The sequence below is a fragment of the Dyella amyloliquefaciens genome (genome assembly GCF_004296575.1).
Taxonomy (GTDB): Bacteria; Pseudomonadota; Gammaproteobacteria; order Xanthomonadales; family Rhodanobacteraceae; genus Dyella; species Dyella amyloliquefaciens.
This window is the reverse complement of record NZ_SAYT01000001.1, coordinates 394,989-421,574: the sequence shown is the minus strand read 5'-3', so window position 1 is coordinate 421,574 and position 26,586 is coordinate 394,989. Positions and strand designations below refer to the sequence as shown.

Sequence of the window (26,586 nt, the reverse complement as noted above, 5' to 3'; positions counted from 1 at the left end):
TATCTCTTGTTTACTTCCACCCTCGCCTTCGCGAGAGCTACAACCCGGAATGCCTCATCGACACTCCGGAGGAATACTGCGGTGGATCCGCGTCAGGAGTACTTCAGTCCTTGCAGCAACGACAGCAGGAAGATGCCGATGGCGATGGCGCCAAACACCGTCACGGTGCGTCGCACGCCCTTCTTGCGCACTTCTTCGATCGTTGCTTTCGACTGGTTCATCCGACTCGTTTCCGTCCGCCCCGGCACGAAGCCGGAGCGGTCTAGCCCTGCATCAATCTTCGACGTGGCCGTGGGCCAGTTCTTCGTCGTGGATCACCGGCGGCAGCTCGAAGGTATGGAACGGCGCCGGCGACGGCACAGTCCACTCCAGGCCCTTCGCACCTTCCCACACGCGATCCAGTGCCTTCTTCTTCGAGAACCACACCGCGTGGATGATCACGCCCACGAAGATCAGCTGCGAGGCGCCGAACAGGAAGCCGCCGATCGAGCTGATCATGTTGAAGTTGGCGAACGCGACGTTGTAGTCCGGGATGCGGCGCGGCATGCCGGCCAGGCCCAGGAAGTGCTGCGGGAAGAACAGCACGTTCACCCACACCACGCTGTTCCAGAAGTGCATCTTGCCCCAGAACTCGCTGTACATATGGCCGGTCCACTTCGGCAGCCAGTAGTACGTACCGGCGATGATCGCGAAGATCGCACCGGTCACCAGCACGTAGTGGAAGTGCGCCACCACGAAATACGAGTCGTGGTACTGGAAGTCGGCCGGAGCCAGCGCCAGCATCAGGCCGGAGAAGCCGCCGATGGTGAACAGGATCACGAAGGCGATCGCGAACAGCATCGGGGTCTCGAAGGTCATCGAGCCGCCCCACATGGTGCTGACCCAATTGAACACCTTCACGCCCGTCGGCACGGCAATCAGCATGGTCGCGTACATGAAGAAGATCTCGCCGCCCAGCGGCAGACCCACGGCGAACATGTGGTGCGCCCACACGATGAACGACAGGAAGGCGATCGAAGCGATCGCAAACACCATCGCCTTGTAACCAAAGATCGGCTTGCGCGCGAAGGTCGGGATGATCTCGGACACCAGGCCAAAGGCCGGCAGGATCATGATGTAGACCTCGGGGTGACCGAAGAACCAGAAGATGTGCTGGAACAGCACCGGGTCGCCACCGCCAGCCGCATTGAAGAAGCTGGTGCCGAAGTACTTGTCGGTGAGCAGCATGGTCACCGCACCCGCCAGCACCGGCATCACCGCGATCAGCAGGAACGCCGTGATCAGCCAGCTCCACACGAACACCGGCATCTTGAGCAGGTCCATGCCCGGTGCACGCATGTTGAGGATGGTGGCGATGATGTTGATCGCGCCCATGATGGAGCTGATACCCATCAAGTGCACCGCGAACACCAGGTAGGCCACCGAGTCACCTTGCAGCGACAGCGGCGGATACATGGTCCAGCCGCCGGCCGGGCCACCGCCTGGCAGGAACAGCGTGGACAGCAGCAGTGCGAAGGCGAACGGCAGGATCCAGAACGACAGGTTGTTCATGCGCGGCAACGCCATGTCCGGCGCACCGATCATCAGCGGGATCATCCAGTTGCCGAGGCCCACGAAGGCCGGCATCACGGCGCCGAAGATCATGACCAGCGCATGCATCGTGGTCATTTCGTTGAAGAAGTACGGCTGCACCAGCTGCAGGCCGGGCTTGAACAACTCCGCGCGAATGACCATCGCGAAGCTGCCGCCGATGAAGAACATCAGCAGCGAGAACACCAGGTACAGCGTGCCGATGTCCTTGTGGTTGGTCGACATGCACCAACGCACGAAGAAATTGCTGGGCGCACCGTGATGATCGTCGTGGTGATCGTGGGTGGCGTCGTGGGCCATAACCTTACACCTCTACCTTAAAGCGGAAACGTTTGGACGAGCTGAGTAATCAGCCCTGATGGCCCTGGGAAACGGGTGCGTCGGTTGCCTGCGCCGTTGCCGGCGCGGCAGTGGTGGAAGCGGCGGCCGGAGCAGCCGGTGCCGGCGGATTCGCCTGCGCCTGCTGGTCTGCCAGCCACTTCTCGAATTCTTCCTTCGGCACCGCCTTCACCACGATCGGCATGAAGCCGTGATCCTGGCCGCAAAGCTCGGCGCACTGGCCGCGGTACACGCCCGGCTCGGTGATGTTGGTCCAGGCGGCGTTGACGATGCCCGGGATGGCATCCATCTTCCAGCCCAGCGCCGGCACCCACCAGGAGTGGATCACGTCGCCCGCGGTGATCACGAAGCGGATCTTGACGCCCACCGGCACCACCAGCGGCTTGTCCACGTTGATCAGGTAGGTGTTGTAGCCATCGACCTGCACCGCGTTCGGGTCGAGGCCCGAGTTCAGCTGGCGCGTCTCGTCGCTCTCGCGATCGAGCTTGGACATGAAGCCGACCTTCTCGATCGCCTTGCCCTTGTAGTCGACGTAGTCGTAGCGCCACTTCCACTGGTAGCCAGTGACCTTCACGGTCATCTCGGAGCCGGTGGTGTCGGCGAACGTGCGCAGGCCACCCGTTGCCAGGTAAGCCAGCACGATGAGGATGATCACCGGAATGGTGGTCCACACGATCTCGAGCATCGTGTTGTGCGACCACTTCTCGGCCACCGCGCCGCGCGACTTGCGGAAGCGGAACATGGCGATGAACATCGCGCCGAACACCAGGATGCCGATGACGACGCAGACGCCCAGGGCGACGTTGTTGAGGAAATACGCCTCGGGCGACCACTCGGACGCGCCGCGCGTCATGTTCAACTGTCCTGGCTGCGGATTGGCGAATGCCGCGCCGCCGAACATTGCGAGAGCGAAGAGTGCGCATGCCGCGACTGCTCGCTTGATACTGCCAGGCCTGATGCCGCCAGATGTCATGTCTTGCACCTTTGTTGAACCTACTTGCGCTGCTTTTGGTTGATATCCGCCAGCAACACCTTGAGTTTCCTTGACAGCTCGGCGCGCTCCCCATCGGTGAGGAAAGCCCCGATTTCCAGCGCCCTTCCGTGCGACGTCAGCAGCAAACGACCCCGCCCCTGTCCGGCTTCGAGCTGCACGCGCACCCAATACGTCTGAAAGCGCGCACTACTCCGACCTGGCAGGAATTGCACCTCCAGCGACGATTCGTCGAGGGTGATGCGTTCGCTGCGGTCGCCGGCCCGCCAGGCCACGCCAAGGGCGATAGCCACCGCGGAGGACTCGACCAGTGCGAACAGCGGAGCGAAGACATTCCCCTGCCACGCCCCCAGCACGGCCGTCGTCAGTGCCAGCGCCGCCAGAACTCCGATCAATCGACGCAGATCACGACGGCTGAGGGCACGATTGGGCTTGAGCCACATGGTCGCGCACGGCAAGCCGGCAGCAGCTGGTCGAAGCACGATCATGAGAACTCGGCGTGCCTGGAACCCGGGCATCATAGGCTGCGACGGTGTCGATGGGCAAGAATGCCGCACCCCCTTGATTTGAAGCGCGCATGAACATGCACGTGCGTACGTCGCACATCCAACGGCACGTGCATCGTGCGCCGTTTCCATGGTTCGTCATGGGTTTGGAACACTTCGAACCGCCGCGATGCGCGCGACACTTGATGTGCGCCAAGGGGGTGCGACCGTTTGCCACGGGTCGCTCGACACAAGCTGTCAAACAAGCCCGCGTCCCGGGCCCGACTCACTCCGCCCTGTCGGCGGGCTCAAAGTAGCCCGCCGGGGGCGGCTTGGCCCGGGTCACACACAAACAGGCCCCGCCCACACACATATATATGCGGCGCCGAGCCGAAACTAGGTGACGGCGCGCCGGCCCTGCCGCACTGCAACACCCCGTACGGGTGCGTGCGCCCGACCCCGCGCGTACAATCCCGCGATTCCCCACCCGTCATTTTCGGCTACACCTCTGTGACCCAGCCCATTCTCAGCCCCGAACTTCCGACCGGTGTCGAGCCGGCGCGTGCGCGCATTACCGCCAACTGGCTGCGCGACGAGACCGAAGCCGTCAACGACCTGCTCGCGCAGGCCACCCTGCCCCCGGTCGAGCGCGAAAAGGTCATCGACCTCGCCGCCGACCTGGTGACCCGCGTGCGTGCGCGCGCCAAGGACCAGAGCGCTGTCGAATCCTTCATGCGCCAGTACGACCTGTCCTCCGAGGAAGGCGTGCTGCTGATGTGCGTGGCCGAAGCGCTGCTGCGTATTCCCGACAAGACCACCGCGGACAAGCTGATCCGCGACAAGCTGGGCGATGCCAACTGGAAGAAGCACCTCGGCCAGAGCGAGTCGCTGTTCGTCAACGTGTCGACCTGGGGCCTGATGCTCACCGGCAAGCTGGTGACGCTGTCGGAAGAAACCCGCCACGACTTTACCGGCGCGCTGCGCCGCCTGGTCGGTCGCGCGGGCGAGCCGGCGATCCGCCTCGCCGTGCGCCAGGCCATGCGCATCATGGGCCACCAGTTCGTGATGGGTCAGACCATCGGCGACGCGCTGGACCGCTGCGCGCAGAAGGAATACGCGGTGTACCGCTATTCCTATGACATGCTGGGCGAATCCGCGCTCACCAGCGAAACCGCCGAGCGCTACCAGCAGGATTACCGCAACGCGATCGCTTCGATCGGTTCGCGCGGCCCGTTCGCCAACCACACCGACGCGCCGTCGATCTCGGTGAAGCTTTCCGCGCTGCATCCGCGCTACGAAGTGGCCAAGCGCGAAATTGCACGCCGCGATCTCACCGCCAAGCTGCTGGAGCTGTCGCAGCTGGCGATGAAGCAGGGCATCGCACTGTCGGTGGACGCCGAAGAGGCCGATCGCCTCGAGCTTTCGCTGGACATCATCGGCGACGTGTTCGCGCATCCCTCGCTGGAAGGCTGGAACGGACTGGGCATCGTGGTGCAGGCCTATGCCAAGCGCACGCCGTTCGTGATCGACTGGCTGATCGAGACCGCGCGCGCCACCGGCCGCCGCTGGTACGTGCGCCTGGTGAAGGGCGCGTACTGGGACGCCGAGGTGAAGCGCGCGCAGGAAAATGGCCTCGCCGGCTACCCGGTGTATACGCGCAAGCCGAACACCGATGTGTCCTACCTGGCCTGCGCACGCAAGCTGTTCGACGCCGGCTCGGAGCTGATCTATCCGCAGTTCGCCACGCACAACGCGCACACCATCGCCGCCATCTATCACCTCTCGCAGGGTCGTCCGTACGAAAACCAGCGCCTGCACGGCATGGGCACGGACCTCTACGCCGAAGTGATCGGCAAGCAGAACCTCAACGTGCCGTGTCGCGTGTACGCGCCGGTGGGCACGCATGAAGACCTGCTGCCCTACCTGGTGCGCCGCCTGCTCGAGAACGGCGCCAATACCAGCTTCGTCAACCGCGTGGTCGACGAAACGCTGCCGGTGCGCGAACTGGTCGCCGATCCGTGCGAGACCGTGCGCTCCTTTGCCTCCATCCCCCACCCGCGCATTCCGCTGCCGGTGAATCTCTACGGTGAACTTCGGAAGAATTCCATGGGCGTCAACTTCTCCAACGACAACGAACTGAAGGCCCTCGCCGAGGCTGTGCAAGCCAAGTCGGGTCCGTGGACCGCCGAGCCGCTGGTGCCGGGCGCCAAGAGCACGGGCGCGACCGTGGCGGTGACCAATCCGGCCGATCGTCGCCAGGCCGTGGGCAGCTATGTCGCCGCCGACAGCGCTACCGTCGAGAAGGCGCTGGCCAACGCCGTCGCCGCCCATCACAACTGGGATCGCCTGCCGGCTGCCAGCCGCGCCGCCATCCTCGAGCACGCCGCCGAGCAGCTGGAAGCGCGCCGCGGCGAGTTCATCGCACTGTGCGTGCGTGAAGCGGGCAAGAGCCTGCCGGATTCGATCGCCGAGATCCGCGAGGCCGCCGACTTCCTGCGCTACTACGCCACCATGGCGCGCCGCCTGTTCGGTCACCCGGAACAGCTGCCCGGCCCCACCGGCGAGAGCAACCAGCTGTTCCTCAACGGCCGCGGCGTGTTCGTCTGCATCAGCCCGTGGAACTTCCCGCTGGCGATCTTCCTGGGCCAGGTCAGCGCCGCGCTCGCCGCGGGCAACAGCGTCATCGCCAAGCCGGCCGAGCAGACCAGCCTGATCGGCTACGCTGCCGTGAAGCTGCTGCACGAAGCCGGCGTGCCGGCCGAGGTGCTGCAGTACCTGCCGGGCGACGGCACCACTGTCGGTGCCGCGCTCACCAGGGATCCGCGTGTCGCGGGCGTGGCCTTCACCGGCTCCACCGAGACGGCGTGGGCGATCAACCGTTCGCTGGCTGCGCGCAACGCAGCGATCGCCGCGCTGATCGCCGAGACCGGCGGCCAGAACGCGATGATCGCCGACTCCTCCGCGCTGCCCGAGCAGATCGTCAAGGACGTGGTCGCCTCCGCCTTCCAGTCCGCCGGCCAGCGTTGCTCGGCCGCGCGCGTGCTGTTCGTGCAGGAAGACATCGCCGACAAGGTCTGCGACATGCTCGCCGGCGCGATGGCCGAACTGAAGGTCGGCGATCCGGGCCAGCTTAGCACCGACGTGGGCCCGGTGATCGACGAGGACGCCAAGAAGATCCTGGTCGACCATGCCGCGCGCATGGACAAGGAAGCGAAGAAGATCGGCGAAGTGAAGCTCGACGCCGCCAACACCGGCAACGGTACGTTCTTCGCGCCGCGCGCCTATGAAATCCCGGGCCTGTCGACGCTGACCCGCGAAATCTTCGGTCCGGTGCTGCACGTGATCCGCTGGAAGGCGGACGAGCTGCCCAAGGTGGTCGAGGCGATCAACGCCACCGGCTACGGCCTCACGCTCGGCATCCACAGCCGCATCAACGACACCGTGGATTACATCCAGAGCCACGCGCGCGTCGGCAACTGCTACGTCAACCGCAACCAGATCGGTGCGGTGGTCGGCGTGCAGCCGTTCGGCGGCGAGGCCCTGTCGGGCACCGGCCCGAAGGCAGGCGGCCCGCACTACCTGCTGCGTTTTGCCGGCGAGCGTACGCTCACCATCAACACCACGGCGGCTGGCGGCAACGCTTCGCTGCTGACCATCGGCGAGTAATCGCATCACGGGCCGGTGCCAACGCACCGGCCCGTTTCGTCTGGAGGATGCATGCGGATTACCCGGCTCCTCGCACTGATCTCCCTCGCCTGCACTTTCGCGCTGCACGCGCAGCCGCAGGACGGCACGCTGCCCGACCCGACCCAGCTCGGCGTCACGGCCAATACGCGCTATCTCGATGCCGCAGGACGCCCGCTCGACGTCGTGTCGTTCATGCGGCAGGTGAAGGACGGCAAAAATTACAGCAGCACGCGCGATACGCAGGCCGGCGCGGCGATGCTGCGCATCACGGGCCCGGCGCCGGGACATCGCGGCATCCGCCTCGCCTTCGGACAAGGCGACGTGTTCCCTCCCTTCGAACTGCCTGCACTCAATGGCGGCGTGCGTCGCCTGGGTGACTTCCATGGTCGCTACACGCTGGTGAGTTTCTATTTCGCCGACTGCGCGCCGTGCATCGCCGAGGCACCGATGCTGGTGGCCTACGCGCGCGAGCACCGCGACATGAACTTCGTGGCGATCACCTATGAAGACGCCATGGATGCGAAGCGCTTCGCCACCGACAGGCACTTCGACTGGCCGATCCTCCACGACGGGCAAGGACTCATCGACGTGCTCGGCGTGAGCGTCTATCCCACCCTGATGCTGATCGATCCAGACGGCCGTATCGCCGGCGCAGCGGTCGGCATGGCGATGCGCGACGATCCCGCCAAGCGGCTAGCCGACCTCACGGGCTGGATCGAACAATGGAAACGCACTAAGCCTGCGACGGAAACGCCGAGCGCGGCGCGTTGATTCAACCCGGCGAGATGGCGGCCTGCGGCTCCATCGATGCTGACACTGGCGCCGCTCGCTCCAGTTCCAGCGCAACATCCGCCACTGGCTGCTTCAGCAGCATCTCGCAGTCGCGCTCGTAGTTGTTGAGTACGCGCCAGGGCACCGCGCGCCCCTGGCGTGGCAACACGGGGGCACCGCGCTGCACGTAGCCCGAGGTCAGCGCCCCCATGATCGTTTCGTCCTGCCGCTCGCCCGCTGGTGCGCGCGGCGTAACGACGTCCACCTTGTGCTCGCGCATGTAGTCGAGCAGTCGACAGACATAGCGCGCGGCGATATCCGCCTTCAGCGTCCACGGCGCATTGGTGTAGCCGAAGATGCAGGCGAAGTTCGGCGCGTCCTGCAGCAGCACGCCCTTGTAGGTCACCAGCTCGCCCATCACGCGCGGCTCGCCGTCCACCTGCAGCGTCATGCCGCCCAGTGTCTGCATCTCCAGGCCGGTCGCCGTGATGATGATGTCCGCCTGCAGTGATTCACCCGACTGCAGGCGAATGCCCTCTTCGGTGAAGCTGGCGATGCCATCCGTCACCACCGAGGCCTTGCCGCTCTTGATGGCCTCGAACAGATCGGCATCCGGCACCACGCAAAGGCGCTGGTCCCATGGCTGGTAGTCGGGCGTGAAGTGCCGCATGTCGGCATCCGCCGGAAGATGCTTGCGTACACCATCGATGAGGAACGCGCGCACCTTGTCCGGCCAGCGCCGCGCGGCCTTGTAGATGAGGCGCGTGAGGAAGATGTTTCGGCGTCGTGCCAGACGGAACACCAGCGATTTCGGCAGGAACCGCTCGAGCACGGCGGAGATCTTGTCGAAGCGCGGCAGCGACAGGATGTAGCTGGGCGAGCGCTGCAGCATGGTGACGTGTGCCGCGTCGGCCGCCATCGCCGGCACCAGGGTCACCGCTGTTGCACCACTGCCGATGATGACCACGCGCTTGCCGCGATAGTCCAGGTCCTCGGGCCACTGCTGCGGATGCACGCTCAGGCCGCGGAACTGCTCTTCACCCGCGAAGTGGGGACGATGCCCCCGGTCATAGTTGTAGTAGCCGGTAGACACGATGAGGAAGCGGCAAGTGAAGGCGCGCGTTTCACCGCGTGATTCGTCGAGCGCCCGTACGGTCCAGCGGCGTTCGTGGCTGGACCACGACGAGGCGACGACCTTCAGTCCGTAATGGATCTTCTTGTCCACACCGTACTGCTCGGCTGTCTCGGCCACGTAGTTCCGGATCGATGCGCCATCGGCCATGACGTCCAACGCATGCCAAGGCCTGAACGCGTAGCCGAAAGTGAACATGTCCGAATCGGAACGCACCCCCGGATACCGGAACAGGTCCCAGGTACCGCCCATCGCGGCTCGGCGCTCGATCAGCGCCACACGCAGTTGCGGGTGTTCCATCGCGAGATGGCAGGCCATGCCGATGCCGGACAGGCCGGCACCGATGACCAGCACGTCGCAAGCGGACGAAATGTCCTGATCCATGCATCGTTCCCCGTGGCAGTGCACACCGGATGAGCGCGGCTAGCCTACGCCCAATGCATCCCACGATGCATGTCCCAGAGACTAGGTGAGACTGCCCGAGACTCCTGTCACGCCGCCGGACGCCATGCCTGAACGCGACAGCCCAGCGCATAGCCGGCCGTTACGCCCGCTGCTGCGGCGAGGATCAACATCATCCAGGCGAGCGGATCGGCGAGCACCATCCACCATCGCCACTCGGCCGACATGAGCATCGAGACGAACGTGACCACGGCAAAGACCACGCCAAACCAGCGCGACCACGCACGAAGGCTCGGCGAAACCGGCGGCCGGCGACAGGTTCCCTCACGGGCACGGGTGGACAGGGAGGTCATGCGAACAGGCTGGCGACGCACCGGTAGCGGTGCAGCGGAAAGCCTAGGGACGCGGAAACGCCGCCAACATCAGACAATTCCGATAATGGACGGCGACTCTCACCTAGGTTTCGCTCATCCGCTTGCCGACACGTTCTGAACGTCCAAGCCGTCCCGCCGAGCTGATGTCCGATGCCACCTATACCTGTCAGTAGGGAGTGGCCTGGATCAATGCCTTTTCCGCTGCGCATTGCGGACCAGCGCCCGCGGCATTCGCCTGTCGATAGGCATCCAGCTCGCGCTTCGCTTCCGCCAGACTGGCCTGGAACGATGGCGAGGCATGCAGCACCGCGACCGCGGCTGCACCATTCATGGCACCCGCTTCGATGGCGCTGAGGTTGTGCACCCCGCACACCACGCGGCTGTCGGCATAGGCGCGGGCGCGCAACAGAATGTCGGTCGCGCGGTCCGGCGCGAGCTCCGCCAGCACCAGTCCGGCGGCCCAGCCACGCGTCGCGTGGCCGGAGGGGTAGTCGAAACTGTGCGCCAGCTGCACGGTGGACTGGCAGGTGGCGCCCTGGTCAATCAGGAAGGGGCGCTGGCGCTGGTTGGCCTTCTTGGCCGGCGCCGTGGATTCCTCCGCGGCGCGGCTGGTCAGGTCAACCAGGGCGGCCAGCTTCGGCAGGTGCGATGCATCCAATGGCACCCCCATGGCACAGCTGAAGTCGGCCATCAGCTTGGAGGTGGCGTAGTCCACGTCCTGCTGTGCGAGCGTCCAGCGGGGCGATCCTTCCAGCGACCGCGTGGCCCGAAACACCTGGCGGTCGGCCTCGTAGCGCGGGGAGCCGGCCTTGGGCGCTGCGGGCAGCAGCACGGCCGTCTGCAGATCGGCGGCGGCCGCTGCGGCCGGCGCTGCTGCGTTGGGCGCCGATGCCATGGGCGACGTCCCGACGGACGCACAGCCCGCGGCGAGCAGCCAAACCAGCATCCCTGGCGCACGAATGACCGAGACCATGACCTTATTCATGCGCTTTCTCCCCGCTGGATGCGCGACGCTTGTGGTGCATTGCATAAGGCGATTCCGCGGTCGCCATGATATAGATCAAGTCCGCGTCAGGTCTCTCTGACGCGTGGGAGGGGAGTAGTCACGATGACGTCCGTAGCCGCGGGCCATCCAACTGATGAGTCTGGGACGGCGCTGACAGGCACCGACCCACGCTACACGGCGGCCGAAACGCCGTCGAACATCCTCGTGCATCTCACCCAGCTGGCACTGTCCCGCAGCGCTCGCTGCGACGACTGGTTCGTCGGCTCCGGCCTCACGCGCGAACAGCTCAGCGATCCGACCCTGCGGGTGTCCTACCGCCAGGCGCGCTCGGTGATCCGGCGTGCCCTGCTGGCCACCGGCGAGACCGGCCTGGGCCTGGCCGTGGGTCGCCGCGAGACGCTGGGCAGCTTCGGGCTGCTCGGGCTGGCCATGATGACCTCGGCCACGTTCGGCGACGCCATGAAGGTGGGCATCACCCATCACCGTGTCAGCGGCAGCCTGCTGGACGTGAGCTTCGAGGAACTGAGCCCGCGCGAAGTGGCGCTGGCCGCATGGCCGCGCTTCAACGACGCGCCGCTGCTGCCGTTCCTGTGCGAAGAACTGTTCGCCAGCGCGCTGGCGATCGCACGCGAACTGCTGGGCCAGGCGTTCAGTCCGTCGCGTCTCGAAGTGACCTACGCACGGCCGCCGCACGCCGACGCCTATGAGGACTATTTCCGCTGCGAGCTGATCTTCGGCGCGCGCTACAACCGCATCGTGCTCGACGTGCCCTGGCTGGCGCAGCCGCTGCCCACGCACAACCCGCTGACTGCACAGCAGTCGCTGGCCTTGTGCATGCAGCAGTACGAACCCAGCGGCGTGCAGCAGGAAGTCGTCGCCTCGGTGGAACGCCTCCTGCGCAGCCACCTGCGCCAGCAGCCGCGCCTGCCGGACGTGGCGCGCATGCTCAACATGAGCGAACGATCGCTGCGCCGCCGCCTCGCCGAAGGTGGCCGCATCTTCCGCGAGATCCACGACCGCGTGCGCGCCGAGCGTGCACTGGAACTGCTCCACGGCGGCACGCTGAGCGTGGCCGAGATCGGTCTGGAGATCGGCTTCAGCGATCCCCGTGAATTCCGCCGCGCCTTCAAGCGCTGGACCGGCATGGCGCCGCGCAACGCCCGCCAGCACGCGGCCTGATCGCTTCACCCATCTCTCCGTCCCGTGCCGTGACTTGGCGCGTAGCACGCGTGCGCCGGTCGACATTGACGCAGGCTCTTTGAAGAGCCAATAAGAATCATTATCATTCCGTTATTCGATGGACGGATCCGCAGACGCGATACGGACCATTGCCGTTCTGCCGTAGGGAAACACCCCATGACTCCCCTTCTCTCCAGAAGCGCGCTTCTGGTCGCCATCTCGCTCGCCCTGGCCAGTCCGGCCTTCGCCGCCGAGCCCAATGACACCGGCACGACGACGCCGAAAACCGACACCCCGACCGAAAAGAACAGCGTCAACCTCGAAGCGGTCAACGTGATCTTTTCGACCACCAAGACCGAAACACCGGCCGTGGAGATCCCGCAGTCGGTGAGCAGCATCACACCGGACCGCATGCAGCTTTACGGCGTGCAGGGCCTGGACGAGGCGGTGCGCTATCTCGCCGGTGCGGTGGGTGGCAGCTACGGTGCGGACCCCCGAAGTGACTGGATCCTGGTGCGCGGTTACGACCCCGCGAAGTACCTCGACGGTCTGGCCCTGCCCAGCGGCGACTGGACGGCCGATTCGCGCATCGAGCCTTACGGCCTGGAGCGCGTGGAAGTGAACAAGGGACCGTCGTCGGCGATGTACGGCCAGCAGCCGCCGGGCGGCATGATCGACATGACCAGCAAGCGTCCCAGCCTGGAGGCGCCGCACGAAGTTGAGGCGACCTTGGGCAGCTTCGGCCAGAAGCAGCTGAGCGGTGACACGGGCGGCCAGCTCGACAACGACGGCCACTGGCTGTGGCGCGTGGTGGCGCTCGCCCGCCAGGGCGACTCCAACATCAAGCATTCGAAAGACGATCGCTATTACTTCGCACCCAGCCTGACCTGGCAGCCGGACGACAACACCTCGTTCACCCTGCTGCCGCGCTACCAGCGCACGTTGTCCGATGGCGTGGGCGGCTTCCTGCCCTCGCAGGGCACCCTGTATCCGAACCCGAACGGACAGATCCCGCGCGACGTGAATCCGGGCGAGCCGGGCTACGACCATTACTGGAAGACCGACGAATCGATCGGCTACGCCTTCAACCACCGCTTCAACGACGTGTGGTCGTTCCGCCAGGACCTGCGCCTGCAGAACACCAAGGTGGATCACCGCTCGATCGGCAGCCTCGGCCTGCAGGACGACCTGCGCACGCTCAACCGCTACAACTATCCGCTGGTCGACCACGCGAACGTGTTTGCCGTGGACAACCAGGTGGAAGCGAAGCTGGACCAGGGCAGCGTGCAGCATACGGTGCTGATGGGCGTGGATTACCTGCACAGCCACAACGACTACAAGTCGGGCTTCGGCAGCGCCGCGCCGATCGACATCTTCGATCCGGTCTACGGCCAGCCGATTCCGCCGGCGCCGTACACGTATCACACCAACAGCCTGCTCGAGCAGCTGGGCGCGTATGTGCAGGACCAGGTCAGCATCGGTCATTGGGGCATCGTCGCCAGCGGTCGCCAGGACTGGGTGAGCAACGACGTGAAGGACCTGATCGCCGACACGCGCCGCAAGCAGGACGACAACGCGTTCTCCGGCCGACTGGGCGTCAACTACACCACCGACATCGGCCTGGTGCCTTACGTCGCCTACTCCCACTCGTTCAAGACCACCGTGGGCACGACGTTCGACGGCAGCGCGTACAAGCCAATCACCGGCGACCAGTACGAAGGCGGCCTGAAGTACCAGACGCCGGATGGCCGTTCGCTGATCACCGCGGCGGTCTACCAGCTCACGCAGAAGAACGCGCTCACGGTCGACCCCGACCACCTGTTCTTCTCGCTGCAGCAGGGCCAGACGCGCACGCGCGGCGCGGAGCTGGAAGCGAACGTGGCGGTCACCGACCACCTGAGCATGACCGCTGCGTACGCCTACACGGACGCCAAGGTCACCCACGCCAACGATGCGACGCTTGGCAAGCAGGTGGCGCTGGTACCCAAGCAGCAGGCCTCGGTCTCTGCTGACTACACCGTGCACGAAGGCACGCTGGCCGGCCTGGGCTTCGGCGGCGGCGTGCGCTTCATCGGCGAGCACTACGGTGACGCGAACAACCAGTTCCGCACCGGCGGCTATACGCTGTTCGACGCCAACGCGCACTACGACATCGAGCGCTGGCGCTTCCAGGTCACCGCCGCCAACCTGTTCGATCGCGAGTACGTCAGTGCCTGCAACAGCGCGATCTGGTGCTACTACGGCTACCCGCGCGAGATCACCGTGTCGGCACGCTACCGCTGGTGATCCGATCGTCCCGGCTGTCTCAATGGCGGCCGGGACGCCACCCACGGATCAGCCCACCATCCCCGGTCATCGCCACCGGGTGAAATTCAAACGATCGTCACACTGGCCGATTTACCCCCCTTCGTCGCCACTCCAGCCCTCCCCAGCGCCCCGCCATTTCGTGAGAGTGGAGCGTCACGCAGATAACCGCTACTGGGGAGATAAGCGACCATGCGCAGGACCCTACTGTTTCTTGCTTTGCCGCTCGCGCTGGCCGCTTGCAACCACGAGACACCCACGGCACAGAGCGGCACCGACGCCTCGTTCGAAGCCAAGCTCCAGCAGCAGTTCCTGGATGCCAAGCCAGGCAGCGTCATTGAAATCCCGGCCGGCCATTACCACCTGCAGCGCGGCCTGAGCCTGCGCACCGACGGCGTCACCATCAAGGGCGCTGGCATGGACAAGACCGTGCTGTCGTTCAAGGGCCAGGTTGTCGGCCCCGAGGGCCTGCTGGTCAACGCCAACGATTTCACCATCGAGAACCTCGCCCTTGAGGACACCAAGGGCGATGCGCTCAAGATCAACCAGGGCAAGAACATCACCATCCGCGGCGTGCGCGTGGAATGGACCGGCGGTCCCAAGACCACCAACGGTGCCTACGGCCTGTACCCGGTGAAGACGCAAAACGTGCTGATCGAGGATTCCGTGGTGATCGGCGCGTCCGATGCCGGCATCTACGTCGGCCAGTCCAACAACATCATCGTTCGCCGCAACCGCGCCGAGTACAACGTGGCCGGCATCGAGATCGAGAACTCGGTGAACGCCGACGTCTACGAGAACACCGCCACCAACAACAGCGGCGGTATCCTGGTGTTCAACATGCCCAACCTCTCGCAGGCAGGGCATAGCACGCGCGTGTTCAAGAACAAGTCCTTCGCCAACAACACCGACAACTTCGCCGCCAAGGGCGCGGCGGTGGCCAGCGTGCCGGCCGGTTCGGGCGTGGTGGTGAACTCGAACGACAAGGTGGAGATCTTCGACAACGACATCGCCGACAACAAGTCGTCCAATGTCATCATCTCCAGCTATTTCTCGACCAACTACTACAACAAGAAAGGTGTGGCGGCGGAGTACAACCCGTACCCGAAGGGCATCTTCATCTACGACAACCGCTTCAAAGGCGGCGGCGATTCGCCGGATGGCATGAAGCTGAAAGCGCTGAAGACCGCGGTGTACGGCATCAGCGGCAAACTGCCGGACGTGCTGTGGGACGGTTACGTGGATGAGAAGACCCTGGTCAACGGCCTGCCGCCGGAAGGAGACCGCATCTGCATCCAGAACGGCGACGTGGGCGTGATCAACGCCGACGGCCCGCACGGCTATGCGAACCCCAGCACCGACACCAAACCGTACCAGTGCACGCTGCCCAAGTTGCCGCCGGTTGTGCTCGATCCCGAACCCAAGGCTTGAGGTAGTCGTTTTGATGAAGTCCCGTCTGCGTTTGCTGCTGCTGTCCCTGGTAGCGCTGGCGGCTGGATGCCACCGAGATCTCGATCCGGTGGCGTTCCACGCCGATGGCCGTCCACAGCACCTGAGTGATTGGCACGTGGTGGAAGTGCGTAGCGGCAAGCTGGTGTTGAACCAGGGCGTCGTGCCGTACGACCTCAATACGCCGCTGTTCACCGACTACGCGCACAAGCTGCGCACGGTGTGGATGCCCAAGGGCACGTCGGCCAAGTACGACCCGACCGACACGTTCGATTTCCCGGTCGGCACGGTCATCAGCAAGACCTTCTACTACCCGCGCTCGACGACGGGGAAGTTCAGTGATGTGGCGCGTACCTACGACAGTTCGCGCGACTTCGCCGGTGAAGGGCTCGATCTCGCCAACGTGCATCTTGTCGAGACGCGCATCCTGGTGCATCGCGAGTCGGGTTGGGCAGCGATTCCGTACGTGTGGAAGGACGACCAGAGCGATGCCGAGCTGGCCCGCACCGGTGCCGTCATTCCGCTGACGCTGGTGGACGACAGCGATGCTCGCGAGGACTTCAACTACGTCGTGCCTGACGAAAGCCAGTGCTCGAGCTGCCACGCGCAGGACTGGGTGACGCGCAAGATTCACCCGATCGGTCCCAAGGCCCGCCATCTCAATCGCGACTACCACTACGCGACCGGTGAGGAGAACGAGCTGGCGCACCTGGTGAAGGTGGGCTACCTCACGGGCGCACCGGCACCGGACCAGGCGCCGCGCAACGCAAACTGGATGGACGATCACGCGTCTCTCGACGCACGTGCCCGCGCCTATCTGGACATCAACTGCGGTCACTGCCACAACCCCAAGGGCGCGGCCAACACCACTGGCCTGACGCTCGACGTCAGTGTTCCGGAAGATCGCCACCTGGGTATCTGCAAGCCGCCCGTGGCCGCTGGCCGTGGTACCGGCGACCATCTGTTCGACATCGTGCCGGGCGCGCCCGCGGACTCCATCGTGCCGTATCGCCTGGAGTCCACCGATCCGGGCGAGATGATGCCGGAGCTGGGTCGAAGTACCGTGCATCGCGAAGGCGTTGCACTGATCAAGGCATGGATCGCGGCGCAGTCGGGGGGCTGCGTCGCGATCCACTAAGGAAGCAACAAGCCGCGACCCCAGAGGGTCGCGGCCTTTTCTTATTCGAGGGGAGATCTGGTGATGATGATTCGTCCGCGTCTGTTGTCCGTTAGCCTGCGCCGCCTGTTGCTCGGCAGTTCCGTGTTGCTCGCCAGCATTCCGCTTGGCGCTTTCGCCGCCGACCAAACACCGGCTGGCACGCAAGACAACGCCAGCACCACCAACGGCACACAGGCCGATCCGGAGAAGGCCAAGCTGCTTGGCAACATCACGGTGACGGCACAGAGCCGTAGCCAGGAAGTGCAGTCGGTGCCGATTCCGCTGCAGATCGTCACCGCCAAGCAGATCGACACGCTGGGCGCCACCGATCTCAGCAAGATGGACATCTTTGTACCGGGCCTGTCCATCGGCGCCGATTCACCCACGCAGCCGACCTACGAGCTGCGCGGCATTTCGACCAGCAACTTCGGCATCGGTACGGAGTCCGCTGTGGGCATCTACGTCGACGGCGTGTACGCCGCACGTTCCGGCGGCTCGCTGCTGGCGTTCAACGACGTCGCCCGCATCGAAGTACTGAAGGGTCCGCAGGGCACCCTGTTCGGCCGCAATGCCGCGGCAGGCGCCATTTCCATCGTCACCAACGAGCCCACCGACAAGTTCGAGGGCAAGGCCCGCGTGCGCGTCGGCAACGATGGCCGTCGCTATGCCGATGCGCTGGTGAACATTCCGATCAACAAGGACATGGCGCTGCGCGTGAGCGTCGTCGACAACCAGAGCGACGGCTGGATCAAGGACGCCGCGACCGGCAAGGAATACGGCGGGGACAACGACTGGGGTACCCGCGCGGTGTTCCGCTGGAATGTCACCGACGATACCCGCGTGCTGCTGTCCTGGGACCACGAAAAGCTCAACCAGCTGCCCGAAGCTGCGATCGGCCTGGTGCCGCTGTCCAACGACACCAACGAGCGCGCGCCCTTCCCGCCTGACCCGGCCACCTACTACAACCCGCTGCATGCGCCGCTCTACAACGACACGGTCGGCGCCAGGGAATCGCGCCGCTTCGATGACGGCACGCTGCGTATCGACCACGGCTTCTCGTGGGGCGACTTCGTGTCGACCACCGCCTGGCGCGGTTTCGATACGTTCAACAAGGGCGACTATGACGGTACCAACCACATCGTCACCTACCTCGATACCGCCAACATCGAGCACAACAACAGCTGGTACCAGGAGTTCAAGCTCTCCGGCAACACCGACCTGATGGACTGGGTGGGCGGCGTGAGCTACTACCAGGAGCAGGCACGCCAGACCAGCCAGACCAACGTCTACACCGACAGCCTCGATACGCTGGCGCAGAACGTGATGGGCGTGGGTACGCCACTCACCGACATCAGCAACGCCCTCAGCGCAATGGGCCTGCCGGTATCCCTGCTGGGCGATCCGTGGCAGGAAGGCATCAGCAACGACGGCAACTTCAAGGCCTACGCCGCCTTCGGCGACGTGATCTGGCATGTGGCCGACCGTTTCGACCTCACCACCGGCCTGCGTTACACGCGTGACGAGAAGGAATTCAGCTGGTACACCATGCCGCGCAGCGCGCCGCAGTTCGATGCCACCATTGCGGGCCTGCAGGGCCTGGGCGTCATCAACATGCTGCCGCCCGAAGCGCAGGCGGCACTGGCCGCATTTGGTGGCAACGTGATCTTCCCCAATGCCGTCGGCCAGGTGGTGAAAGCCAGCAATACCTGGAACAACCTCAGCCCGCGTGTGGTGGCCAGCTACAAGTTCACGCCGGACGTGATGGGCTATTTCTCCATCACCAAGGGCTACAAGGCGGGCGGTTACAACAGCGTGCAGGTGGGCTCGGAGTTTGCGCCGGAGAAGGTGATGAACTACGAGGCGGGCATCAAGTCCCTCTTCCCCGATCAAAACCTGTTGCTCAACGCGTCGACCTACTACTACCGCTACGACAACAAGCAGTCGCTGCAGCTCGATCCGAACTACAGCGGCTCGGGCGTACCGATCTACATCGTCAACAGCACCGACCAGGAGGCCAAGGGCCTGGAGCTGGAAGCGCAGTGGCAACCGATCAGCAGCCTGCGCCTGAGCTTCCTGGGCGCCTACATCGACGCGACCTACCGCAAGGGCGTCGCGCCGGACGGTGTCGTGCTGACCGGCCAGCCCACGGGCACGCCGAAGTTCTCCGGCACGGCCTCGCTGGCCTACACTTGGCACCAGGTGTTCAACGGCGATCTGGAGTTCGACCTGGCCCAGGCCTACCGCGGCAAGTCGCGCTGCAACAACGACTCGCAGTTCCAAGGCGAGTGCGTGATCAGCCCGAACTTCCAGGTCGGTACCAGCGAGCAGCGTACCGACGCGCGCCTTGACTGGCACGCGCCGAACGATCGCTGGGGCGTTGCGCTCTATGGCACCAATCTCTTCAACAAGCGGTATGTGGACGGCGTGAACAACATCACCACCAGCGTGTTCGGCACCCCGTTCGCATCCATCACTCCGCCCCGCATGTGGGGCCTCGAACTGCGGGCGAAGTTCTGACCATGCAAGAGCGCAGCCCCTCACTGCACGCCACGCTCCTCCGACTGCGCGAAGCGCAGGCCCGCGACCCCATGACAAGCTGGGAAACGCGCGCCACGCGGCTGCGTTCGCTGGAGAAGCTGCTTACGGAGCAACGAGGGGCATTCGCCGAAGCGATCAGCGCCGACTTCGGCCATCGGCCGGTGGAGGAGACCGAGCTGCTGGAGCTGTATCCCAGCATCTCGAATCTCCGCCACTCGCTGAAGCACGGCAGGCGCTGGATGCGTGCAAAGGGGGGACTGGCCAACCTGGCGTTCCTGCCCGCTCGCACCACCCTGATGCCGCAGCCACGCGGCGTGGTGGGCATCATCGTGCCGTGGAACTACCCGCTGTTCCTCGCGGTGGGTCCGCTGATCGATGCGCTTACCGCGGGCAACCGCGTGATGCTGAAGATGAGCGAGTACACGCCACGCTTCTCGGCGCTGTTCGCCGAGCAGGTGGCGCGTTACTTCCAGCCCGATGAGGTGGTGGTCGTCACCGGCGATGCGGAGGTCGCGCAGGCGTTCTCCGCACTTCCGTTCGACCATCTCCTGTTCACCGGCTCCACGGCGGTGGGTCACCACGTCATGCGTGCCGCAGCCGCCAATCTCACGCCGGTAACGCTTGAACTGGGCGGCAAATCCCCGGCCATCGTCGGTCCTGGCGCACGCCTGGACAACGCGGCCGAACGCATCTTGCTCGGCAAGCTGGTCAATGCGGGACAGACCTGCATCGCGCCCGACTATGTGCTGGTCCCCCGTGGCCGCATGGGCGAATTCATCGACACTGCCCGCGCCACCGCCTCGCGCCTGTATCCGGCGATCGGCAAGCAGGGACAATACGCCTCGATCATTTCCGACCGGCAGTACGAACGCCTGGCGAAGCTGCGTGACGGCGCCCTTGCCGCGGGTGCGCACACCGTCGCGCTGAGCGATGCCCAGGACGTGTCTTCAAAGCGCCTGCTCGCTCCGCTCATGCTGACCGGCGTAAACGATGACATGGCGGTGATGCAGGAGGAGATCTTCGGCCCGCTGCTGCCGGTGCTGCCGTACGACTCGCTGGACGAGGCGATCGCGTACGTGGCCTCGCATCCGCAGCCGCTCGCGCTGTACCTGTTCGAACAGGATCGCGCCACCATCGATCGCGTGCTGTCGCGCACCCATGCCGGCGGCGTCACCGTCAACGACACGATTTACCACATCGCCCAGCATGGGCTGCCGTTTGGCGGCGTGGGGCCGTCGGGCATCGGCGGCTATCACGGTGAAGCGGGCTTCCGCACGTTCTCGCACATGAAGCCGGTATTCCATCAGGCACGTTTCAACGGTGCCGGCATGTTCAACCCGCCTTACGGCGCTCAGTTCAAGCGGATGCTGAAGCTGTTGATGCGTTTTGGCTGAGGTGCGCCCGCTCGTCATGCAGGAGCTCACCTGTGCGCGGGCGCTAGGCGCAATCACCACTGCTTCGTAGGCTTTTCGCGCACTGGGTGCGCTCCTACACGAAAAGACGGCCAAGAAAAAAGCCACCCCTCGCGGGGTGGCTTTTTGTTTGCCGCGTCGCTATGCGATTAGAACTTGTACTGGGCCGACAGGCTCAGCAGGTTGCCGTAATCGTCGGAGCTGCCGGTGATCACATCGGCGGTGGAGCTGGTCGCGTTCATGCGCGCGCTGTTCACGAAGATGTGCGCGTACGAAGCGTTGATCACGAAGTGCTCGCTGGCCTTGTAGCCGACGCCGAAGCTGACCAGCTGGCGGGTGCTGTCAGGCACGCGCGGATCGCGGGTCGCCGTCTGGGTCGGCGTGGTGTCGAGCGCGAGACCGCCGCGCAGGGTCAGCTTGTCGTTGACGTAGTACTCGCCACCCAGGGACACGTACCAGCTGTTGCGCCAGTTGAAGGCTTCGGTCGTGGTCGGCTGCGCCGGGTTGGAGTAGTACACGTTCAAGTTCTTGAACACGTCCCACTTGGTCCATGCCGCATCGAAGCCCAGGCCGAACTTCTCTTCCTGGTGCCAGTAGCTGGCGGTCGCCACGGCCGGGGTGGTGAACGGCGCGGTGCCATCGGTGTGCGTGAACGGCACGCCGCCTGCACCCGCGAGCAGCGCGGCCACGGTCGGGTTGGACAGCAGAGCCTGCACATTGGCCGGCACGGTGAAGTTGGCGGTGCCTTCCAGCGTGTGCGAGATCTTCGAGCGATAGGCCAGCGCGAACTTGTCCTGCGGGGTGATCTTCCAGAACATGCCGACCTGGTAACCGTAGGCCCAGTCATCGCCCTTGATGCGGGCCAGACCGTCCGAACCCGGCGGCACGATGGTGTTCACCTGACCGGCCAGTGCGGCACCGGCGGCCGGCGGCAGCGCGCCAGCGCCCACGGCCTGCTGCACGAGGCCCAGGCCCACGGCGTTGTAGTTGACGGCGGAGGTCAGCTCGGCCGAGGTCTTCTGCGCAATGCCGCTGACGCCCAGCGAGAAGGTATCGGTGACGTCATAGGACAGGGACAGCGTGCCGTCCAGCGATTCGAACTTCGACTTGATGGCGTTGTAACGGCCGATCCAGTTCGAGTCGTACTCGGTCTGGAAGCCGAACGGCACGGTGAAGGCCGCGCCCACGTGCCACTTGTCGGCAAACTGGGTGGCGAAGAACAGCGCCGGAACCGGCATGGTGGTGCCAGCGTCGCCGCCGTTGCCGCCGCTGATCGGGCGACCCAGGGCATCGTGGGCGCTACCGCTGAAGGTGGTGCCGAAATTGATGGCGGTCACGTCAGCCTGGAAATAGGTGCCCTTCAGGTCCGACATGGCGGCCGGGTTGTTCGCCACCACCGACACGTCGCCACCAGCGGTGGCCGAACCGGCATAGGCGCGACCCATGGCGGCGGCACTGTCCTCATGCAGCTGGAACGCGCTTGCATGGGCGCTCTGCGGTGCAGCAAACGAACCGAGGATCGCCAGACTCAGCGCGGCGAGCGCGAGCGGACGGCCCGTACGGGAAAATGGGCGGAAAGACATCTGCATCTGCATGCTCCTGCTTATCGTTAGGTCTGGCTCGGGATAGCGCGGGGGTTGACTATGGCGCTTGATTTTCATACGCGCGTTTGAGTCCCCTGGGCGGAACTGTGCCCACTCGATGCAGGGCTTGCAAGTGCAGCCGCAGCAAAAATTTCACATCTCGCCGGACGATTCCATGACGATCGATGACGAATGACGAAGATCGACGCGTAATCCAGACGGGACTGAGACATCCCGGACTGGTACCCTTACGGTCCCCTGCGCCGTTTCTCGAGCGCCCCTTCCTCCGAACGCCGCCGACAGGGTGCCGCCATGCACTGTTACGTCTATGCCAGCCAGCGCAAGCCCGACAGCTACCTCTGGCTGCGGGAGCGCGATGGCTTCGCCTGCATCCCCGCCCCGCTCGCGCTGATGCTGGGCGACCTGCGCCTCGCCCTCGAGGTCGAACTCACCGGACAGCGCAAGCTGCCCTATGAAGACGCCAAGGTCGTGCTCGAGCATCTCGAGGATCAGGGCTGGCACCTGCAGCTCCCTCCCCAGGAAACGTTGGCCTCGTCCAACCACCCCGAGTACAAGAGCAAGCCGCACGATCGCCACTCGTGATCGTGTCTTCCGGGCCGCCGTTAACACGGGATTACCGTCTGGCGCCGTAACGATTCCTATACTTCGCGCCCATGGCCTATTCAAAAACGCGTCGCCCGCCTCCGTTCCTGCAAGCCCTCGCCTGGTTCCTTCCCGGCCTCGTCGCCACCGCGATCGCGGCATTGGGAGCGCACCCGCTTGCGCTGATCCCGCTGCTGGTCGCCAATGCGCTGACCATGGCGGCGGTATGCCACGCGATCGGATTCGATCCGGAACCGCACTTCGGCCGCACCGTGCTGCGCCGGGGCGCCGCTTACCTGGTGATGTTCACCGGCTATGTGGTGCTGGTGTTCGCGCTGGTGGCCTGGCCCATGCTCAAGCTCAACCAGGCACCCAGCCTGAGCGCGGCGCTGCTGCTGGCCGGTGCCCTGGTGGTGGCCCTGGCGGCGCTGTGGCGCGTATGGCCCGCGTTCGGATTGGTCTATGTGTGGGATGACGCCTATCCGCCGCAGAGCGACGGCTCGTGGATCTTCACCGCCACCGCGCGGAGCCTGGCGTTCGGTCGCCACCTGTCCCGCGAGGAACGCTTCTTCACCCACTTCCTGCCGGCCGCGTTCGCACTGCTGGTGCTGGCCTTCGTCGGCATCGCGCTGACCGGCCTGTACGGCGTGATGCCGTCCGAGCTGCGTACCGCCGCCCTGGCCATTTATGGCGTCCTGCTGATGCCGCTGGGCTGCCTGGTGATCGCCAATCGCACGCTGCGCGCCCTGCTGTGCGAAACCCGTCGCCCGGCGCGCCAGCCTGCCGCGGGTGTCGTCGAGCCGGCCCCCATCCCGAAGCCCAAGCCTGCTCCGCAACTGAGCGAGCAGGAACGCACCGCCGGAACGCCCGAGCAGGCACAAGCACTGCTGGCGGCCATCCGTGACGGCGACATCGAACGCGCGCTGGCATTGGTCGAAGCCGGCGCCAACCCCAACACCGCACCGATCACCGGCGATCGCGACCAGCGTCCGGTACTGATGCTCGCCGCCCTGCCCCCCGATACGCGCCTGCTGCGCGCGCTGATCGCCAAGGGCGCCGACGTGAACCGCGCCAGCGGCGGCCTCACCCCGCTGCTGGCCGCCACGCGCGACAGCTGGCACGGGCGGGCGGAAGCCGTGATGACCCTGCTCGCCAACGGCGCCAACGCCTTGGCCACCGACGCCGATGGCAACACGCCGCTGCACGGCGCCGTGCTGAGCGAAGAACCCATCGTGGCGGCGATGCTGCTGGATGCGGGTGCCCCCATCAACGCGCTCAACAAGGCGCGCCTCAGCCCGCTCACCGTTGCCTGCCGCGCGGCCAACTGGCCGGTGGCGAAGTTCCTGCTCGAACGCGGCGCCAAACCCACCCCTGCCGATGGCGAGCCCGCCCTGGTGGCCGCCGCTGGCATCGCCGACGACGATGTGGAAGGCGTCAAGCTGCTGCTCAAGCATCGCGCATCGGTCAACGCCGTGGACGCGCGTCACCGCAGCGCCCTGATGGCTGCCGCGTCCGAGGGGCACGAACAGATTGCCCGCGCCTTGCGCGCCGCCGGCGCCGACGTGAACCTCGCCGATCGCCACGGCAGCACGGCACTGATGGAAGCCGCACGTGCCGGCGCCGTCGGCATCGTGAAGCTGTTGGCCGAAGCCCAGCCCGACGCGCGTGCGCGCGACAGCCACGGCCGTGATGCGCTTACCCTGGCCTGCCAGTCGCCCCGCGCGCATGCCGAAATGATCCGCGCCCTGCTCTCCCTGGGTGCCGAGCCCAAGACCGTGGGCAGCGATGGCCGCAGTGCGCTGGACCACGCCGCCGCATCGGGCCGCTGGGACCTGGTCGCGCTGCTGGATCCGGAAACGCCGCTGCCTGCCAGCCTGAGCCTCGACGCATTGCCTGACGGCGCCGACACGCCGGCCCATCTGCTCGACGCGCTGCGCTTTGGCCACTGGGCCATCGTCTCCACCTTCACCACCCGCGTGCGCGAGTGGCCGCAATCGCAGCTCGCCCAGCTTTACCTGGACCTCGCCACGCCTGGCCTGGGTGCGGCGCGACGCTGGTTGCTGGATCACGCGCTTGAGCCCGAGTCCCGCCTGCAGCCTCAACTGGTGGATGACGCCGACGTCGATGAACCGCGCGAAGCCCAGCTGCCGCCGCTGGGTCGCCGCCTGTTCGACGCTCTGCTGCAACAGCTGCCCACGGCCACCGAAGCGGTGGATGACCTTCTGCATGCTGGCGCCACGCCTGCCGGTGCGGGCCTGCTGACGCAGGCGCTGCTGCGCCTGGAAGACAGCGTGCAAGGCGCGGCGCTGCCGCTGGTGATGCTCGAACGCGGCGCCGATCCGTTCGGTGCCGATGCGCGCGAACGCACGCCGGTGCACCTGGCCGCCACCTTCGGTCACGTCGCCCTGCTGCAGGCGCTGCTCTCGCGCGGTTGCGATCCCAACACCCGTGACACCAGTGGCCGTACGCCGCTGTTTGCCGCGCTGGAACATGGCGAACTCGCCCTGCCGCTGGTGCGCGCGCTGGTGTCGCATGGCGCCGACCCGGAGGCGATCGACGCCAACGGGGAGACGCCGCTGGGTCTCGCGCTGGAACACGATGCCGTCGAACGCTGGTTGAACTGGGGCGAGTGGAAGCGCCCGACCCGCCCGGTGCGCGCTGAGGATCTTCCGCAAGCTGCCGCCGCTGGCGCACTTACCGCCGTGGATCGCCTGCTGGAACTCGGCTTTGCCGTGGATACGCGCGACCACCAGGGTGCCACCGCCTTGCTGCACGCCTGCGGTGCCGGTCATCGCGACGTGGCGGCCCTGCTGCTGGAAAAGGGCGCCGACGCCACGCTTGCCGCCAACAACGGCATCACGCCGCTCGCGGCGGCCGTCAGTGCGCGGCGCGAAGCGCTGGTCACCTTGCTGCTGCAACACGGCGTTGCCGTGGACCAGCGCCTGCCCGGCGAAGCCACCGTATTGATGATCGCGGCCGCGATGGGTTATCCGGAAGTCGTGGAACAGCTGCTCGACGGCGGTGCCGACGTCAACGCCGCGGATGCGCGCGGCCACGCCGCGCTTCATGCCGCTGCGCAGTACGGCTTCGACCACAACGACAGCCTGCGCGCGCGCCGCCTGTTCGATGCCCTGCTCAAGCGTGGCGCCGATGTGAGCCTGGCCGACAAGGAAGGCAAGACACCGCTGCTGTTGCTGCTGGGCGCGCATCTGCGTCCCGGCAGCGAATGCGATCCCACGCATATCGGCGCCCTGGTGCCGGTGCTGCTCGACGCGGGCGCCGCCCTCGAACATGCCGACCAGCGTGGCGTCACCGCGCTGCATGCCTGTGCGATGCACGCCTTGCTGGCGCCGGCCCGCGTCCTGCTCGCACGTGGCGCCGACCGTCAGGCGGCCGACGCGTTCGGCCGCACCGCGGCGGACGTGGCCCGCACGATCGGTTACGTCGACATTGCCCATGAGCTGGCGGCACGCAGCACCGGCGCGATTCCGAGCGTGCGGCAGATGCTCCGGCAGCCCGCACAGCCGGCTGAGTGAAACGAAAAGGCCCGCGCAAGCGGGCCTTTTTCATGCGCAAGGCTCC

Annotated in this window: 18 protein-coding genes; 10 read left to right on the top strand and 8 right to left on the bottom strand. The window is 65.7% G+C overall.

The genetic code is table 11. The features are described from left to right. Positions 1 to 92: 92 nt before the first annotated feature. The 4 genes from EPB08_RS21350 to EPB08_RS01660 are packed head-to-tail and all read right to left on the bottom strand — an operon-like array spanning position 93 to position 3,408. Complete coding sequence (locus tag EPB08_RS21350; RefSeq protein WP_255560173.1) at positions 93 to 221, bottom strand: hypothetical protein; 129 nt, start codon at positions 219 to 221, stop codon at positions 93 to 95. A 52-nt stretch (positions 222 to 273) separates the two neighbouring features. Then, positions 274 to 1,890: a cytochrome c oxidase subunit I gene (ctaD, locus tag EPB08_RS01670; protein WP_130617323.1), complete on the bottom strand. Its 1,617-nt coding sequence runs from the start codon at positions 1,888 to 1,890 to the stop codon at positions 274 to 276. Positions 1,891 to 1,939: 49 nt separating this feature from the next. Continuing rightward, on the bottom strand, positions 1,940 to 2,902 hold the full coding sequence (coxB, locus tag EPB08_RS01665) for a cytochrome c oxidase subunit II (RefSeq protein WP_130617322.1): 963 nt from the start codon (positions 2,900 to 2,902) through the stop codon (positions 1,940 to 1,942). A gap of 20 nt (positions 2,903 to 2,922) precedes the next feature. Continuing rightward, positions 2,923 to 3,408 (bottom strand): DUF2244 domain-containing protein, encoded by a 486-nt coding sequence (locus EPB08_RS01660; RefSeq protein ID WP_324615117.1) that lies wholly within the window; start codon positions 3,406 to 3,408, stop codon positions 2,923 to 2,925. A 507-nt stretch (positions 3,409 to 3,915) separates the two neighbouring features. Here EPB08_RS01660 and putA point away from each other — a divergent pair. Next, the gene (gene putA / locus EPB08_RS01655; RefSeq protein WP_130617321.1) at positions 3,916 to 7,071 is read left to right on the top strand and encodes a bifunctional proline dehydrogenase/L-glutamate gamma-semialdehyde dehydrogenase PutA; all 3,156 of its coding nucleotides are present in this window, start codon (positions 3,916 to 3,918) and stop codon (positions 7,069 to 7,071) included. 51 nt (positions 7,072 to 7,122) lie between these two features. Continuing rightward, positions 7,123 to 7,863 carry a TlpA family protein disulfide reductase gene (locus EPB08_RS01650; RefSeq protein WP_130617320.1) on the top strand — a complete coding sequence of 247 codons (741 nt, stop codon included), beginning with the start codon at positions 7,123 to 7,125 and terminating at the stop codon, positions 7,861 to 7,863. Position 7,864: 1 nt separating this feature from the next. Here EPB08_RS01650 and EPB08_RS01645 read toward each other — a convergent pair whose 3' ends face one another. From EPB08_RS01645 to EPB08_RS01635, 3 genes are all read right to left on the bottom strand, one after another. Continuing rightward, complete coding sequence (locus EPB08_RS01645) at positions 7,865 to 9,379, bottom strand: flavin-containing monooxygenase (RefSeq protein ID WP_205746254.1); 1,515 nt, start codon at positions 9,377 to 9,379, stop codon at positions 7,865 to 7,867. A 107-nt stretch (positions 9,380 to 9,486) separates the two neighbouring features. Then, entirely contained in the window at positions 9,487 to 9,750 is a 264-nt protein-coding gene (locus EPB08_RS01640) for a hypothetical protein (protein ID WP_130617319.1), read from the bottom strand. A gap of 187 nt (positions 9,751 to 9,937) precedes the next feature. Next, positions 9,938 to 10,756 (bottom strand): acid phosphatase, encoded by an 819-nt coding sequence (locus tag EPB08_RS01635; protein ID WP_165418359.1) that lies wholly within the window; start codon positions 10,754 to 10,756, stop codon positions 9,938 to 9,940. Positions 10,757 to 10,879: 123 nt separating this feature from the next. Here EPB08_RS01635 and EPB08_RS01630 point away from each other — a divergent pair, with 123 nt between their 5' ends. The 6 genes from EPB08_RS01630 (at position 10,880) to EPB08_RS01605 (ending at position 20,800) form a co-directional block, all read left to right on the top strand. Continuing rightward, the gene (locus EPB08_RS01630) at positions 10,880 to 11,956 is read left to right on the top strand and encodes an AraC family transcriptional regulator (protein WP_130617317.1); all 1,077 of its coding nucleotides are present in this window, start codon (positions 10,880 to 10,882) and stop codon (positions 11,954 to 11,956) included. A gap of 177 nt (positions 11,957 to 12,133) precedes the next feature. Beyond that, positions 12,134 to 14,242 (top strand): TonB-dependent siderophore receptor, encoded by a 2,109-nt coding sequence (locus EPB08_RS01625; protein ID WP_130617316.1) that lies wholly within the window; start codon positions 12,134 to 12,136, stop codon positions 14,240 to 14,242. 210 nt (positions 14,243 to 14,452) lie between these two features. After that, positions 14,453 to 15,691 (top strand): parallel beta-helix domain-containing protein, encoded by a 1,239-nt coding sequence (locus EPB08_RS01620; protein WP_130617315.1) that lies wholly within the window; start codon positions 14,453 to 14,455, stop codon positions 15,689 to 15,691. Positions 15,692 to 15,704: 13 nt separating this feature from the next. Beyond that, complete coding sequence (locus EPB08_RS01615) at positions 15,705 to 16,847, top strand: SO2930 family diheme c-type cytochrome (RefSeq protein WP_130617314.1); 1,143 nt, start codon at positions 15,705 to 15,707, stop codon at positions 16,845 to 16,847. A gap of 63 nt (positions 16,848 to 16,910) precedes the next feature. Further along, positions 16,911 to 19,385 carry a TonB-dependent receptor gene (locus EPB08_RS01610; protein ID WP_130617313.1) on the top strand — a complete coding sequence of 825 codons (2,475 nt, stop codon included), beginning with the start codon at positions 16,911 to 16,913 and terminating at the stop codon, positions 19,383 to 19,385. Positions 19,386 to 19,387: 2 nt separating this feature from the next. Further along, a complete protein-coding gene (locus tag EPB08_RS01605; RefSeq protein ID WP_130617312.1) occupies positions 19,388 to 20,800 on the top strand; it encodes a coniferyl aldehyde dehydrogenase in 1,413 nt (470 codons plus the stop codon). A gap of 167 nt (positions 20,801 to 20,967) precedes the next feature. Here the strand turns inward: EPB08_RS01605 and EPB08_RS01600 are convergent, their stop codons facing one another. After that, on the bottom strand, positions 20,968 to 22,407 hold the full coding sequence (locus EPB08_RS01600; RefSeq protein WP_130617311.1) for an OmpP1/FadL family transporter: 1,440 nt from the start codon (positions 22,405 to 22,407) through the stop codon (positions 20,968 to 20,970). 306 nt (positions 22,408 to 22,713) lie between these two features. On the opposite strand from EPB08_RS01600, the gene EPB08_RS01595 reads away from it, so the two are divergent. Both EPB08_RS01595 and EPB08_RS01590 read left to right on the top strand, forming a co-directional pair. Continuing rightward, complete coding sequence (locus EPB08_RS01595) at positions 22,714 to 23,004, top strand: YcgL domain-containing protein (RefSeq protein WP_130617310.1); 291 nt, start codon at positions 22,714 to 22,716, stop codon at positions 23,002 to 23,004. Between the two features lie 71 nt (positions 23,005 to 23,075). Further along, positions 23,076 to 26,540, top strand: a complete 3,465-nt coding sequence (locus tag EPB08_RS01590; RefSeq protein WP_130617309.1) for an ankyrin repeat domain-containing protein — start codon at positions 23,076 to 23,078, stop codon at positions 26,538 to 26,540. Positions 26,541 to 26,586 lie beyond the last annotated feature (46 nt).